Here is a 16,050-nt window from a genome sequence, read left to right as displayed (position 1 = left end):
ATCGCCGGGGGCGGATACGCCGGCGCCCGGATTAACGATGTACTGGACGTCGGGCTGCACCGCCAGCCATGGTACGACTTGCGCCTGGTACGTGACTTCTATCAGCTCTTCGGTCCCCCGCGCAGTCACGCCTGCATCCCGGTCCAGGCCAGCGGCGCGGCTGCTCACCTTGCCCAACCCAAAATCGATGCCCGCCTGGTCGTTGTCCCGCCCCGGCAGCGGAGACGCCAGCGTCACACCGCCATTGAAGAAGAAATCAATTAAGTTCTGGGTGTCCGGCGCGCCCATGATTCTGCCGAAGATATTCAGGTTTCTGGAGCTGTCGGCCGCCGATTGCCAGACCGTCTGGTCCACCACGCCGTAAATGCCATAATTGCCATGATGCATGATCGGATTACCGTTGCTATCCGGAGCCGCGAGGGAAAGCCCGTCCGTGCCGAATCTCTGATCCGGGAAGCTTCCCGTGTCGTACCAGAAGCCAAGCTTGTAGGTACCCGGCAGACCCGACGACTGACCGGCGCTCTGCACCCTCTCTCCAACCGCGGGCTCGTTCACTGAATATTGGTATTCGGCGATGTACAGCGCGCCGGTGTTCAGGTTGAACTTGGCACCATCATAGTCGAGCATCTGCGCATCCTCGCTGAACGACCCGCCGCCGGGGTTGTCATCGAACACACCAGCCAGAAGCGTCTGATTATCCGCCGGTTTGAACTGCAACCGTACGCCGAGGGACGAGAGCGGATAGGCCGGCCCCCCGCCATAAAGATCGTAGGTCGGGATCAGCGGCCAGCCGGCCATCGTGTTGACGAACAGGCCGGAATATTTGCTGATGATAAATTCGTTGTCGATGCTCTGCTGGCCGATCTTGAGATCGGCGCGGCTGTGGTCGAAGGCCTGATCGTACCACATTTCCCAGAGCCTTGTGCCATCCTCGGCCTCATTGCCATTGGCGGTCTGCAGGTTGTCCAGGTACGCGGGGCTCAGCTGTTGACCATGGATTTGCAAGGCGCTGATGTGGAACGTACCACCCTGCAACCCGAATGCCTTGCCCGTGTCGATTTCCAGAATGCCCGTGGTCAAGCCCTGCAGCGTGGCCCCTTGCTTGACACCGCCCAGGGTGTTGCCGAGCAGGTTCTCGCTATCCGTGATGTTGAGCGTGGCGCCATAATTGCCAAGGACGGTGCGCAAACCGCCCATATCGCCGAGCAGGTTTGACCTCTGCCCGATATTGCCAGTCTCGCTCTGCGCCAGAGCCGGCGCGGCAACCAGTATGCTGAGCGCCGCTGCCAGCGAGATTGCGGACAGGCTCCCCCGCATCCAATCACGATTGGATTTTCCCATTGCTCTCTCCTGTAAAGCCCGTCTGTTAGATTATGCGGTCTCGAACAGCGTCTTACCGATATATTCGCCTTTCCGCACCCCGGGTGGACAGGCGAAGACCGCGCTGCCCACATGCGTGGTGAATTGATTCAAAGCATCAATCTTCGACATCTTATCGAAGATCGTGATGAAGCCGGTGCGCGGATCTTTCTGATAAGCCTGAAAGAACAGACCGGAATCGTACTCGATACCCTGGTGCCAGGGTGGCCAGCGCTCGGCGACGAAATTCGCGCCGTCATTGTAGGAGTAGGACCGCCGCAGGATCTGCGCGCCGCCATTATTCGCCGGCGCGGCCAGCCGCATATGCGAGGTTTCCGGGATGACGTAATTGCCGTTCGCGTCCGTGGCATTGAAATCCGGAGCATCGAATTCCGTCTTGCCACCAAGCGGCGCGCCAGATGCCTTCTGACGGCCGAAGGTCTGCTCCTGGAACGCAACGCGCATGCGGTCCCAATGCTCCAGGGCAATGCGGATGCGCCGCGCTACCATATAGCTGCCACCCTGCATCCAGGCCGGTCCTTCCGGTCCTGCCCATACAGCGTCTTCCATAGCGGCCCCGGCTGGGTTCATCGTGCCGTCCTTGAAGCCCATGAGGTTGCGCGGCGTGCCTTGCGTCTTGTTGGCTGTGGCAAAACCGGTCTGCACCCATTTCAGTTCCGCCGCGCCGTAGGAGAGGCGCGCCAGCTGCCGCACGGCATGGAACGCCACCTGCGGGTCATTGGCACAAGCCTGGATGCAGAGCGCGCCGCCGCATTGCCCGTCCACCAGTTGGTCGCCGTTGAAGACCGGCAAATCCACCAACGCCGCCGGCCGTTTTGCGGCCAGTCCGTACCGGTCTTTGCCATCCAACGTAAACAGATCGGGCCCAAAGCCGAACGTGATGGTTAGCCGGGACGGATTCATCCCCACCGCTTCGCCGCTATCCTGGTCTGGTTCGGCCGGTAAGCCCGCAGTCAGGCGCGCGGCCGCCGCGGTCCAGGCTTGCAGCAAAGCCACAACGTCTTGGCGGCTCGTCGTGGCCAAGTCGAACGATGCAAAATACAGGGAATCCTGCATCGGCGTCGTGATGCCTGCCTGATGCACCCCATAAAATGGTTCCGCGGCTTCAGACATATCCTGCGGCAGCAGCGGCGAGGCTTGTGCGCGCGTGACCATGGCGCCCGCAACGCCACCCGCAAGCCCGCCCGCCACACCAAAGAAGGACCGCCTCGACGGCCCGTTTAGCTTTTTCTCGGTCATTGCGCCTGAACCACCGTGTTCATGTCATCCTCCACATAATAAAATCCCTTGCCGGTGGGATTCACGACAATGCCGAACAAATCGCCGCTCCCCGGCGGCGTTTGCGCCTCATCGGCATCGATCCATTGCGCGCCAAGCTGCTTTCCGGTCGCCGGATCAATCTCCACGACTTGGCCGTTCAGCCCATTCACCACCAGCAGATGGCCGTTAGGCGCCATGTCCATCGCCAGCGGCCGGTTGAGCAGGCCATCCTTGCTGACCAGCGTACCAGTACCGGCGCTGTCCGTTCGTGTCGCGGCATCGGGGATCGCCACGATCCGGTTGCCGATCGCATCGGAGACGTAAAGCGTGCCATCCTTGCCCAGGGTCAAGCCCGTCGGCCCGATCAGGAACACGCCGGCATCGGCCTGCGCGCTGAAGCCACTGCCGATCACCGTTTTGCTGGTGACCTGAGGCGGTTTGCCCGCGGGAATGCTCAAGCCTAGGCGCAGCACCGTAGCGGTATTCTGCACGGGTTGCCCGGGCGCACCAATGCCGAACCCGGCATTGCTGACGAACAGCGTCGCGGTGTCACCATTGTCGATCCAGGCCATGTTGCCCCAGGGATCGGCAATCTCCGGCCCTGCGACGGTGCCCGCGACCTTGCCGGTGGAATCCAGCACGATCAGACACCCTGCTCCAAGCGTTTTGGTTGTGCCGTCCGTGCTCGGCGCGCTGCCAACGATCACCCAGCCGGATTTCAGCATGACCATCGCCGTGCTCAACCCGACACCGCCAGGGCACCCAGGCAGGTTGTGCGGAATGGTGGCAAAGGTGCTGGTCTGCCCGGTGGACGGCCGGTAGTCGATGACCGTGCTACCGGTGCCCTGCAGATTAGCCCGGTTGTTGAAATTATCGACCAGCAGATCGTCTTTCTGCACCGCCCCGGCGGTCACAGGCGCCACCACCATCGCATAGGGGTTCTGGTCGCCATTCACCGGCACAGTGGAGGTGACCAGATGATGCTTGTGCACGGTTGCCAGATACGCGCCTGAACCCGCGGTTTGCGCCTGCGCCACAGGCGTTGCGGCGGCCAGGGCGAGGCAGGAAACCGTGAGCAAGGTTGAACAGGTTTTGTATGCCATCATTGTGGTTCTCTCTCCGCTATTCTAACTTTTAATGAAAATCGTTCGCATTTAAGGGGCGCAAAATGAGGGGCGCACGGCGTCATGTCAGGCTGAAACCGTCTCGGGCCCGGGCACCGTGACAGGCGCTGGATAAGCCACAACACTTCCCTCCACCTGCAGCCACACCGCGCGGCTATGCCGCGGCATGGTGTGGCTGAAGACCCTGGCGGTGACCTCCTCTGTCTGGAGTGCGCCTTTTACATCGAGCGTCACGACGGCGTCATGCCCGTAAAACGTCATGTGCTTTATCACCGCCGGTACACCGCCACAGGCGGAATCCGCGTTGATCTTAATCTGCTCGGGGCGGATCATGACCTTAACCGGCCCCGCCACATTGTCCGCCGCCAGGCATAATTCGCCCAGGGCGCAATGCACTTTTCCACTGCCGGCGAGGCCCGGGGTGAACACGGCATCGCCGACAAAATCGGCGACAAAAGCGCTGACGGGATGATGATACAGAATCTCTGGCGGGCTCATTTGCACCAATGTGCCGTGCTGCAGCACGCCGACCCGGCGGCCCATGGAGAGCGCCTCATCCTGATCGTGGGTCACCAGGATGGCGGTGGCGCCCGCCGCACGGATTGCTTCCGCCACGGCTGCCCGCGTCTCCCCCCGCAAACCCGCGTCCAACGCGGAGAATGGCTCGTCAAGTAGCAGGAGTTTCGGGTTCGGTGCCAGAGCGCGCGCCAGCGCCACGCGCTGTTGTTCGCCGCCTGAAAGCTGTTGCGGTGCGCGGTCAGCGTAATGTGCGGGCAAGCCGGCCAGGGCGAGCAGTTCCGCGACCCGATAGCGCGCCTTCCGCTGCGCCCGGCTGAGGCCGAAGACAATATTGTCCGCAACCGATAGATGCGGAAAGAGGGCCCCCTCCTGCGCCACATAGCCTATGCCGCGCTGCTCGGGACGCTTGAACACTGACTGCGAGGCAATGATTTCATCGTTGAGTCTGATTTCGCCGCCATCGGCTGATTCAAACCCCGCGATCAGCCGCAGCAATGTCGTCTTGCCGCTCCCTGACGCCCCCAATATCGCCACCAGCTCGCCGGGGGCAACGCTGAAGCTCACATCGCGCAGGACCGGGCTCTTGCCAAAGAATTTGGCCAGCCTCGTAATTTGCAAATTGGCCATGGATTATGCCGCGCCCTTACCTGTGACCGAAAACACGCTCGTCGCGCCGAACCGACGCGCCAGCAGCCAGGAGGCCAGCATGGACATCATCGCCATCGCCGCCGCGAAGGGGGCTGCCGCCGCAAAAGCGACAGTCGAGGTATCAGCCCAAATCTGCGTGGCCAATGTCTGCGTGCCGATCGGCGCCAGCAGCAGGGTTGCGGTCAACTCCGTGGTGACCGAAATGAACACCATCGCCGCTGCGGCGCCCAGGCCAGGTGCTGCCAGCGGCAAGGTCACACGCAGCATCACGGCAAACCAGCCCAAACCAAGCGAGCGCCCGGCTTCCTCCAGCCGTATCTGCGCCTGCAACAGCGCCGCACGCACGCTCACCAAAGCCAAAGGCAGGAACAGGATGGCGTAGGCAAGCAGCAGCAAAAGCGTGCTTTGGTAGAGCGGCCGCAGGGCGTGGACGGTAAACGAGATCAGCGCCAGCGCCACGACGATTCCGGGCGCGCCTTGCGCCAAATAGGCAGCACGCTCCAGCAACACGATCAGCCAGCCATTATAGCGAGTGGCGAGCAGCCCTAGGGGCAGCGCCAGCAGCATTGTTAGCGCAGCCCCGCCTACCCCAAGCCGCACCGACGTCCAGGCCGCCTGCCCCAGAGTGACCAGCGAAGACGCGGCAACCGTGGTGGCGGCGGCGCTCGGCTGTGTCAGCCAATAGGTGATCATCCCCAGCGGCACAGCAAGTGAAACGAGGCCCAGCAGCGCGAATGCGGCAGGCGCCACGGCGCGCCATGGACCCAACCGATAGCGCACCGCGCCGCGCCGTGTGCCACGCGCCACGCGCCCGTATTGCGCCTTGCCGCGCACAATATGCTCGGCCGCCAGGCAGACGATGCAGAGAGTAATGAGGATCATCGCCAGCAGGGCCGGCTCGGCACCGGAAAACCCGGCCTGATAAGCGGCGTAGATAGCAGTGGTGAAGGTGCGGAAGCGCAGCAGCGCAAAGGCACCGAACTCGACCAGCGTGTTCAGCGCCACCAGCAGCATGCCCCCCAGTAAAGCCGGACGCAATTGCGGCAACACCACGCGCAGGAACACGGCGCGCGTATTATTGCCCAGCGCCCGCGCGGTTTCTTCCAAAGCCGGGTCCATCTCCCGCAAGGCCGCCGCCACCGGTAGATAAACCAGCGGATAATAGGACATCGTCACCACCAGCAGCGCGCCCCCGAAAGTGGCGAAGGCCGAATTTAGCGACAGCCAGGCGTAGCTCGAAATGAAAGCCGGAATGGCCAGCGGCACCACGATGAGCACGCCCCAGAGCCGCCGCCCCGGCAGATCGCTGCGCTCGACCGCCCAAGCGGCGGCGGTACCGATAATGGCGCAGGCGGCAGTGACGCAGGCGATCAGCGACAGCGTATTAAGCAGCAACTCGCCAACCAGCGGCCGCCATAGCAGGGCCACCGCCAACTGCCAGCCAGCGGCCTCGGCATTGGCCGCCGTTACCACAATCGGCAGCAGCACCAGGGCAGACACCGCCGCGCCCGCCACCAGCAGCCCCGGATTGGGGCGTTTTGGCGCGGCTGCAACCCTGTCGCCAGCGGTCCGCATCGGTCAGATCAACCCTGCCTGCTGCAGAAGCTGGCCCGCCGCCTGGTCGTCGCCGAGCTGCGACACGTTGATGGCAGGCGGCTGCAAATCCTTGAACGGCGTCAGCTTGGCATTGGGGGCGATGCCGGGGCGCAGCGGGTATTCATAGTCGATATCGCTTGCCCCCAGCATTTCCTGCGCTTTCCGGCTTGCCAGAAAGGCGAGAAATTCCTGCGCCGCCGCCTGGTTCTTCGACGATTTCAACACGGCCGCACCGGAGACATTGATCAGCCCGCCAATATCGCCGCCCTTGAAATGGTAGATTTTGCTGTCGATCTTGTCCGGGCCAAGCTCGGTTTCGAGCCGGTACCAATAGTAGTTGTTGATGATGCCGGTAGCCACATCACCACGCGCCACCGCCGCGACCACGCTTTCATCGTCCTGGTAGATCAAGCCGTTGGCCTTCAGCCCCTGCAGCCAAGCCAGGGCCGCCGCCTTGCCATCCTGCTTGATGACGGCGCTGACCAGAGGCAGGAAATCCGCGTCGGACGGCGCGAACCCCACCTTGCCCTTCCATTCCGGCTTGGCGAGGTCGAGCAGAGAGGCCGGCAAGGCGCTGGCACTGACCTTGGCGGGATTGTAGGCCAGCACGTTCTCACGGGCCAGGATGCCGAGCCAATCGCCATCGGTGGCGCTGTATTGCGCCGGGATCTGTTGCAGGGTGGCGGGAGCGACAGAGGCCAATAGACCCTTTTCATCGAGCAAGTTCAGCTCGGGGGAGTTCTCGGTCAGAAACACATCGGCCGGAGAATCCGCGCCTTCCTGGATGATCTGCGAGGCGATATCCGGCCCCTCCCCTTCATGCAGCAATACCTTGATCCCAGTTTCCTTGGTGAACTCGGCCGCCAGCATCGCATCCACCTGCGGATGCTGGGCACTGTAGAGCGTCAACGTGGCCGGCTGCGCGTGCGCCGCATGCAGACCCAAGCCCAGACCGAGGCCGGCCACCATCAAGGCAGAAGCATATTTCATGAGGGATGAAACTCCACGTCTAAATGATAATAAGAATTATTCTCATTTAACTCTTGATGAGTACCTGAATATGGCCAGGCCTGTCAACCGTCTTTAGGAACGCAGATCGCGTTCTATGCCGGCGTGCGTCCCACCGCTGAGGATACCGTTGGCGGGGCCCGCGGGGGTATAGGGGAATGAGAAAATGGTAACGGCCACCGCCACGGTCCCCGAAAACCACAAATCCCCATAGCTCGGCCCCTGGCCTGCCACTCGCAAGTTAACTTCGCGGGTGCCCCTTCGAGACAGCGTGATTCATCTGCCCCTCAATGCGCCGAGGCAAGATGTTCGGCTTCCGAATACTCCTGCCAGCCGCCGCCGAGCGCTTTATAGAGCGTTATCGAACTTTGCATCGAAGCGAGCTTCAGATTGATCAGTGTCAGCTGTGCGTCGAAGAGCGCGTCATGTGCAATCAGGACGTTCAGGTAGGAATCGATGCCGGCCTTAAACCGCATGTCCGACAGCTGATAATAGCGGTCATCGGCATCCACCAGAGCCTGTTCAGCGGCGACCTGATCAGCATAGGTGCTACGGGCTGCCAGCGCGTCAGCGACATCACGAAATGCTGATTGAATAGCCTTCTCGTAGCTGGCGATCTCGACTCGCTTCTCGACTTTGGCAGCGTCCAGATTGGCGAAATTCTGCCCCGCGTCGAAGATCGGCACGCTGGCCGAAGGCTGGAACAGCCAGGTCGCTGGCCAATCGCTCAGCAGGTGGCTCAGCCCATTGCTGGCGGCACCGCCCTGCGCCGTCAGGGTAACTTCGGGGAAGAACGCTGCCCGCGCCGCGCCGACATTGTCGTTCGCCGCCATCAGCGTGTGCTCGGCAGCCCGGATGTCTGGGCGGCGTTCCAGCAGATTCGCGGGCAGCCCGGCCGGCAGATCGGGAAAACCAGGTTCGGAGTCGAGCCCGGCGGCGGCATCCATTTGCGCGACAAGCGCCGGCGGCAGCGGCGTTCCCACAAGCAGCACCAGCTCGTCCATGTCCTGGGCAACCTGCCTGGTATATTGGGCAACGCTTGCGTTCGCGGTATCCACGGTGGTCTCGGCCTGGGCCACGTCCAGCGCGGTCGCTTCGCCATGCGCCGCTTTGGCCTGAACCAGCTGCAGCGAGGCGCTTTGGGTTTGGGCCGTCGCCTGGGAGACCGCCAGAGCCTCCCGATCGGCCAGCCAGGTGAGATATTCCGAGCCGACCTGGGCGACCAGCGCGATCTGGGTGCTCTGCTGCATATAGGCGTCGCTCAGGAATGTATTATGCGCAGCGCTCGCTTGGCTGCGGATGCGGCCGAACAGATCCAGCTCCCAGGACACAGCGCTTGCGCCCAGGCTGTACTCGCGGACCTCCTCCCGGCTGGACATGCCCGTGACATCGCCCGGCGTGCTGGAGCGCAGATAGCCGGCGTCGGCGTCAACCGTCGGGAACAAATTGGCTCGCTCCGACTCATACTGCGCCTGCGCCCCGGCGACATTCAGCACAGCGATCCGCAGGTCGCGGTTGTTCGCGAGGCTCAGCACGATCAGCTCCTGCTCGACCGGGTCGGTGAAGAAGTCGCGCCACCCTATATCCGCCGCAGGCATCCCCGTGGCGGGCTTGGCACCGGTGGTAGGCGCGTCGGGGTATTGCGCCGCGACCGGCAAGGCCGGGCGGTGGTATGTGGGGATCAGGCTGCATCCGGTCAGTCCAGCCAGCAGCAGACTCGTCGCGGCGAAGTGGCGCATCTCTCAGCCCTCCTGCCCGATGGCGGTGGTGGCAGGCGCGGCCGCCGGCCGGGGCGCCACCTTGAACAGCTTGAGCACCACAATGAAAAACACCGGAACGAAGAAGATCGCCAACACGGTGGCGCTGAGCATGCCGCCGATCACGGCCGTGCCGATCGACGTGCGGCTGGCAGCACCCGCGCCGGTGGCGATGGCGAGCGGCAGCGTCCCGAACACGAAGGCGATCGAAGTCATCAGGATCGGCCGCAGGCGTTCACGCGCCGCGTGCAAAACTGCCTCGGCGAGCGACATGCCACCGTCGAAAAATGCCTTGGCGAATTCGACGATCAGGATGGCGTTCTTCGTCGCGAGACCCATGGTGGTGAGCAGGCCGACCTGGAAATAGACGTCATTGGACAGGCCGCGGGAGAGCATCGCGGCGATGGCGCCAACCACCCCCAGCGGCACCACCAGCATCACCGAGATCGGGATAGGCCAGCTTTCGTAGAGTGCTGCGAGGCAGAGCAGCACGATGATGAAGGACAGCACGTAGAGCGCCAAAGTCTGGGACCCGGCCTTCACCTGTTCGTAGGAAAGGTTCGTCCAATCCATGGTGACGCCCGGCGGGAGCTCGGCAACCAGCCGCTTCACCTCGGCCATGGCCGTGCCGCTGCTCACGCCCACGGCGGGACTGCCCTGGATTTCATACGAGTCCACACCGTTATAGATCTCGGCCTTCTCCGGCCCGAGCGTCCAGGAGCCGTCGACGAAACCATCCAGCGGCACCATGCCTCCTTGCGCGTTGCGCACATACCAGCGCGACACGTCGGATGGCAGCATGCGGGCATCCGCCGTGCCCTGCACATAGACCTGCTCCACCCGGCCCTCGCGCATGAACAGGTTCACATAATCCGAGGCGAGCGCGGTCTCGACGGTCGTGTTGATGTCGTCAACCGACACGCCGAGCGCCATGGCCTTCTCACGGTCGATGTGCAGCTGATATTGCGGCGCGTCTTCCAGCCCGTTCGGGCGCACATAGGCGAGCAACGGATCATGCCTCGCCATGGTGAGGAACTGGTTACGCGCCGCGAGGAACGCCGCGTGGCTGAGTTGTCCCTGGTTCTCGAGCTCCAGATCAAAGCCGTCGGCGTTACCCAGATCGTGGACCGGCGGCAGCGAGAAGAAGAAGACCCGGCCGTCACGGTTACCCGCGAAATGCAGCATGGCCTGATGCGTGACCGCCGCGACCGACTGCGACGCTTTTGGACGCTGCGACCAGTCCTTGAAGTGGACAACGATGAGGCCCTGATTTTCGGCCTGACCCGCAAAGTTGAAACCCGTGGCGGTGAAAACAGAATCAATGCTGTCTTTGTACTGGGACTGCAGATAGCTCATGACCTGATGGTTGAAGGCCGCGGTCTGTTCGGCCGTCGCATCGGCGGGGAGCGTCACCTGACCGAACATCAGTCCCTCATCCTCGCTCGGCAGGAACCCCGTCGGCAAGCAGGCGAAGAGCGCCCCCGTCAGGACGGTAATGAGGACGAAGCCGAGCATCGCCCGGCGCGGGCGGGCGGTCATCCAGCCGGCGCCGCGAAGATAACGTCCCCGCATCGCGTCGAAACCGCGGTTGAACCAGCCGGCGAACCCGCCTTGCGCGCCGTGCCCGTGATGAGCCGCGGGTTTGAGCAGAGTCGCGCAGAGGGCCGGCGTCAGGATCAGCGCGACCAGGACGGACAGCGCCATGGCGGACACGATGGTGATGGAGAACTGCCGGTAGATCACGCCGGTTGCACCGCCGAAGAATGCCATCGGCAGGAAGACGGCGGAGAGCACCAGCCCGATGCCGATCAGCGCCCCTGAGATCTCGTCCATGGACCGGCGCGCGGCCTCACGGGGCGAGAGCCCATGTTCGCTCATCAGGCGTTCGACGTTTTCAACCACAACGATGGCGTCGTCGACGAGAAGCCCCACCGCCAGCACCATGGCCAGCATGGTCAGCGTGTTGATGGTGTAGCCGGCGATGGCGAGGACCGCGAAGGTGCCCAGCAGCACGACCGGCACCGCGATGGTGGGGATCAAGGTGGCGCGGATATTCTGCAGGAAGACGAGCATCACCACGAAGACGAGGACAATGGCCGCGGCCAGCGTCTTCACCACCTCCGTGAGAGACATGATAATGTCCGGTTCGGTATCCAGCGGGTAAACAACCTTCAGGCCGGACGGCAGGGAGCGGGAGAGCACCGCGATCTCCGCCTTGACTGCCGCCTCGGTGGTGAGCTGGTTGGCGGCCGGCGTGAGCTTGAGCCCGAGCCCGGCGGCGGGCAGGCCGTTATAGAGGCCGGTGATCGAATAGCTCTGCGGCCCGAGTTCCACCCGCGCGACGTCACCCAGCCGCACCTGCGCGCCGCTTTGCTCCACCTTCAGCAGAATGTCCTCAAATTCCTCGGGCGTGCGCATGCGGGTGGGACCGATGATGGTGGCGTCGATCCGCTGCCCCACGTTGGACGGCAGCCCGCCCAGCTCGCCGGCCGGAATTTCCGCGTTCTGCGCCTGGATTGCGCTCGTCACATCGGTCGCCGTCAGCCCGTATTTGTACAATTTGTCCGGATCGATCCAGATCCGCATGGCGTATTCGGAACCGAGCAGATTGAAGCTGCCTATCCCGGAGATCCGGGTCAGCGGATCCTGCATGTGCGAGGCGATGTAGTCGGCGATATCGGACGAGGACATGCTGCGGTCGGTGGAAACCAGGCCCATGATCAGAAAGTGGCTCTTGGCCGATTTGCTGATATTCAGCCCTCCCTGGACGACCTCCGGCGGCAGGTCGGGGTTCGCCAGAGACAGCTTGTTCAGCACCTGCACTTCGGCAATATTGGCGTCGGTGCCTTGGGCGAAGGTCAGGTCGACTTCCATCGATCCGTTCGATTCCGCGGTGGACGAGATATATTCCAGCCCATCCAGCCCGTTCATATGCTGCAGGATGGGCCGGATCACGGTATCCGCCACCGTCTGCGCCGAGGCGCCGGGATAAGTGGCGGATATGGTGATCTGCGGCGCGGCGATGGACGGATATTGCGCCTTGGGCATGAGGAAAATCTCAATGCCACCGGCGAGCATCAACACCAGGGCCAGCACCCAGGCAAAAATCGGGCGGTCGATAAAGAAACGCGACATGGCTTGTACTCGATTTTTGGGAGGTCAGGGGGCCGTGCTGCTGGCGAGCCTGGTGCCGTCTTCCGGGACGGGAGTCACGGCAGAGCCGACCTGGACGTTCTGCAGACCATCGACGACCACGCGCTCGCCCGGCTGCAGGCCGCCGGTCACGACCCAGTCGCCGCCGATCGTGGGTCCGGTCTGGATGATCCGGAGCGTGGCGACATTGTCTTTGCCGACCACAAGCACCGTGGCGTCCCCATGCGTGTTGTGCGAGACCGCCTGCTGCGGCACCAGAATGCCATCGAGATCGATCCCCTCCTCAATTTCGGCATGGACATACATGCCGGGCAGAAGAAGATGCTGGGGGTTGGGGAAGATCGCCCGCACGAGGACAGTGCCGGTGCTCTCATCCACGTCAACGTCGGTGAATTCCGGCTTTCCCGCCAACGGGTAGGTGCTGCCATCATCCAGCTCCAGCTTAATCTTGACACCTCCGTTGCCGGTGGTCTCAAGCTGTCCCGCGTCCATTTCCCGCTTCAGGCGCAGCCACTCGGACGTGGGCTCGTTCACGTCGACATAGATCGGATCGAGTTGGGTGACCGTGGCCAGCGGGGCCGCCTGGCCCGCCGTCACCAGCGCGCCTTCAGTCTCCACCGACTGGCTGATGGTGCCGGAAATAGGGGCCAGCACCTTGGTGTATTCCAGATTGGTGTGGGCCAGCTCGATCGCGGCCCGCGCCGTTGCGACATCCGCTTTCGCCTCGTTTGCGGCGGCGACCGCATCGTCGTAATCTTGCTCGCTGACGGCTTGCGCGGCAACCAGCGGCTTGTCACGTGCGACCAGGGCGTCGGCACTCATGACCTCCGCCTCGTCATGGGCGAGCGTCGCCACCGCGGTGTCGTAGGCGGCCTGATAGATTGACGGGTCGATCTGGTAGAGCTGCTGACCTTCCTTGACGTCACTGCCTTCGGTGAACAGGCGCTTCAGGATCACACCGTTGACCTGCGGCCGCACCTCGGAAATTGCCACGGAACTGGTGCGGCCGGGCAGCTCAGTCGTACGCACCACCGGTTGCGGGGTCACCGTGATCACACCTACTTGCGGCGGTGCTGGCGGAGGCGGAGATGGCGCTTTGCGGCTGCAGCCCGCGAGCAGCGCTGCCGGTATCACGAGGCAGGCAAACGCCGCGCCGCAGCCGGCCTTGCGCAGGGGCAAGGAATCAACAAGGAACATTCGCCGCCTCACCAGGAAAGAGATCCGCACGAAAACGCCGGCAGACCGCCGGGCCGGGACGTCGTCTCCTGACGCCGTGATGGTTTCAGAATTTGCGTTAGGTCAAAGCCAGCCCCTCTCCACCTTCGGTACACAGAAATCAACACGCCGGATGGAAATCCGAATTCTGCGACGCTCTGATCGATTCGTGAGCTGAGGGAGGAAAGGTGATGGAAAGGAGGTAAATGCAATTTGAAGCCCACCATTTACGGTACCGTATAGTACAGATATGGTTTAGCTATGCCGGTGTCAAGCAGCGCAAGGCCAATGAATGATCGCCGCGAAGGTGACGGACAGGTACGCCGTTAGGAGAGTTATTGCTATCCATCGGAACATTAACAAGGCTCTTCTACCGGGCTATTACAATTTGAAACGTTATGCATGAAGGAGAACTCATTGTCTGAAACCACGTGCCGGGGACGCGGGCGCCCCAAGGCCGTACCCGACGAGGCGCAGCGCGCCATCATTGTGGCGTGCGCCAGGGAGCTGTTCCTGGAGAAGGGCTATGGCTGCACGACGACGGAGGATATCGCCGTGCGGTGCCACATTTCGAAGCAGACGCTCTACCGTCTGTTCCCGGACAAGTCCGCGATTTTTGCGGCTGTCATCGATGGCCATAGCCGGACCATGTTCGATTTGTCCAGCGATTACGACAATCTGCCGCTGGAAGAAGCGCTTGAGAGAATGTTTAAAGTCAACATCAGCGAGGAGGCGGAGAACGAACGCGTGGCGCTGCTTCGGTTGATCGTCGCGGAATCGATGCGGTTTCCTGAGCTTGGCGCCATCGTAAAGCGCAACGGCTACGAACGTCTGCTCCAGGATCTCACCGACTGGCTGGCCTATCAGCGCACGCGCGGCCTCATCGAGACGGATGACATCGACTGCGCTGCGCGCATGCTCATGAATCTGGTTTTTGGCTCGATCATTACCGAAGCCGTTAGCATATCAGAATGGTCAGGAGCGGCAAAGCGTCAAGCTGATATCCGCCGGTGCATCGCCGTGTTTCTCAATGGCGTGCGGCCCAGATAAAGACTTCGCCGCAAAGTTTCGCGGCGCGGAAGCCGGCTGATGGCAATTCCGCCCTCGTTGCGCGTCAGAAGCTCTCAAAAGGCGGCATGGCGCCTGAGGCGATGTTCCAAACAGCCATTGCCCGCCTTACTGGTTGGATGCTGAACTGCCAGACGCGCAAATGCCTCACTTCTCAGCCCGACCACATCACTTCAATCGGAACACGTCTTTGGGCATGCGTCAGTTAATGACACCGGGCGTATAAGCCGGCTTTTCTCGTAAAGGCTGGGCCAGAGTTTGGGGCAGGCTTATCCGCCAAAAAATTACATTAAGGGTAGAGCCCTTCTAAGGGGGCAGACCACGGGATGTGCCAGTATGAGGTGATGCAGCCGCATAAACGGCATTGATCACGCCACAGCTGTGGCACGGCAGGCGCCACAGCTGTGGCGTGCGGTAGCTCCGGCCTCCAGGATTTTGGCCATTTTTGCGCTGGCATGGCGCTTGCTCATTGGACACTAACCGCCAACAAAGGAGGAGTGTCCACGATGTCTGCCGTACTCGATCGCCCCCAACCTGCACCAGTCGCGCCATTACTCGCGCTATCTTGCCCTGCAGCTCAAGACGCGGATGGAGGCGCTTACGGTCTCGCGGGCGGGCATTGTGCGGCTTGATGAAAGGAGCCTCGACATGAAAGCAGCCGGCTTTTACGCCGCTCGCTACATCCGCACCGAGGATGTCGCGGAGCCGGAGATCGACGAACATGAAGTGCTGGTGAAGGTGTGCCACGCTGGGATCTGTGGGACCGATCTGCACGAATATGCTGCCGACCCGATCTTTGGTCCCGCGCGCCCACACAGCTATACCGGGGCCAAAGCACCGCAAATCCTTTGCCACGAGTTCAGCGGCGATGTCGTGCGCATAGGCAGTAAAGTAGAGCATGTGTCTCCCGGCATTCTCGTCTCGATCCAGCCGATGATCGCGCCGCCCGACGACTACCATACAAGCCGCAGCCTGCCTCGGCTCAGCGAGCAAGTGGCGGCTATCGGACTGAGTTGGAAGTCGGGCGGTATGGCCCAATATGCGGTGAACGCCGTGCCACTGCCGCGGGCGTATCGGCCGTCCATGGGGCGTTGATTGAGCCGGCAGCGGTCGCGGTCTACGCCCTGGACCGAGCGCGGGGCAATTGACCGCCGCAGGTGCGGCGGCACTGAAGTTTCGCGTCAACATTCCCATGTAATACCAAGCGCCCTAAAGATTGACACATGCCCAGTCTCTGGTTCCGATTGATATAATTCGAGCGGGATCATTGGCGATGAAATTCCAGGCTTCTTTGCTGGCGTCGCGCATGGCGTCATAGGTGT

General features: G+C 62.4%; 11 protein-coding genes. 2 read left to right on the top strand and 9 right to left on the bottom strand.

Annotation, left to right across the window (positions count from 1 at the left end):
• The 9 genes from ACLPJJ_RS12215 to ACLPJJ_RS12175 form a co-directional block, all read right to left on the bottom strand.
• On the bottom strand, nt 1–1,341 hold a 1,341-nt coding region (locus tag ACLPJJ_RS12215; protein ID WP_443591249.1), incomplete at its 3' end, for a carbohydrate porin.
• 30 nt (nt 1,342–1,371) lie between these two features.
• Nucleotides 1,372–2,619: an iron uptake transporter deferrochelatase/peroxidase subunit gene (gene efeB / locus ACLPJJ_RS12210; RefSeq protein WP_443591248.1), complete on the bottom strand. Its 1,248-nt coding sequence runs from the start codon at nt 2,617–2,619 to the stop codon at nt 1,372–1,374.
• Nucleotides 2,616–3,746 carry a hypothetical protein gene (locus ACLPJJ_RS12205; RefSeq protein WP_443591247.1) on the bottom strand — a complete coding sequence of 377 codons (1,131 nt, stop codon included), beginning with the start codon at nt 3,744–3,746 and terminating at the stop codon, nt 2,616–2,618. The genes efeB and ACLPJJ_RS12205 overlap by 4 nt, the downstream gene beginning before the upstream one ends.
• Nucleotides 3,747–3,830: 84 nt before the next feature.
• On the bottom strand, nt 3,831–4,910 hold the full coding sequence (locus tag ACLPJJ_RS12200; RefSeq protein WP_443591246.1) for an ABC transporter ATP-binding protein: 1,080 nt from the start codon (nt 4,908–4,910) through the stop codon (nt 3,831–3,833).
• A 3-nt stretch (nt 4,911–4,913) separates the two neighbouring features.
• A complete protein-coding gene (locus tag ACLPJJ_RS12195; protein WP_443591245.1) occupies nt 4,914–6,506 on the bottom strand; it encodes an ABC transporter permease in 1,593 nt (530 codons plus the stop codon).
• Between the two features lie 3 nt (nt 6,507–6,509).
• Nucleotides 6,510–7,517 (bottom strand): iron ABC transporter substrate-binding protein, encoded by a 1,008-nt coding sequence (locus ACLPJJ_RS12190; RefSeq protein WP_443591244.1) that lies wholly within the window; start codon nt 7,515–7,517, stop codon nt 6,510–6,512.
• A gap of 305 nt (nt 7,518–7,822) precedes the next feature.
• Nucleotides 7,823–9,274, bottom strand: coding sequence for an efflux transporter outer membrane subunit (locus tag ACLPJJ_RS12185; RefSeq protein WP_443591243.1), 1,452 nt, complete (start codon nt 9,272–9,274; stop codon nt 7,823–7,825).
• A 3-nt stretch (nt 9,275–9,277) separates the two neighbouring features.
• Entirely contained in the window at nt 9,278–12,427 is a 3,150-nt protein-coding gene (locus ACLPJJ_RS12180) for an efflux RND transporter permease subunit (RefSeq protein ID WP_443591242.1), read from the bottom strand.
• 24 nt (nt 12,428–12,451) lie between these two features.
• Nucleotides 12,452–13,642: an efflux RND transporter periplasmic adaptor subunit gene (locus ACLPJJ_RS12175; protein ID WP_443591241.1), complete on the bottom strand. Its 1,191-nt coding sequence runs from the start codon at nt 13,640–13,642 to the stop codon at nt 12,452–12,454.
• A gap of 435 nt (nt 13,643–14,077) precedes the next feature.
• Between ACLPJJ_RS12175 and ACLPJJ_RS12170 the strand changes: the two genes are divergently transcribed.
• Nucleotides 14,078–14,710, top strand: a complete 633-nt coding sequence (locus ACLPJJ_RS12170) for a TetR/AcrR family transcriptional regulator (RefSeq protein WP_443591240.1) — start codon at nt 14,078–14,080, stop codon at nt 14,708–14,710.
• Between the two features lie 666 nt (nt 14,711–15,376).
• On the top strand, nt 15,377–15,823 hold the full coding sequence (locus ACLPJJ_RS12165; RefSeq protein WP_443591239.1) for an alcohol dehydrogenase catalytic domain-containing protein: 447 nt from the start codon (nt 15,377–15,379) through the stop codon (nt 15,821–15,823).
• Nucleotides 15,824–16,050 lie beyond the last annotated feature (227 nt).

Source organism: Acidocella sp., from assembly GCF_052326845.1.
In the GTDB taxonomy this organism is placed as follows: Bacteria; Pseudomonadota; Alphaproteobacteria; order Acetobacterales; family Acetobacteraceae; genus Acidocella.
This window is presented reverse-complemented; position numbering and strand designations above follow the sequence as displayed.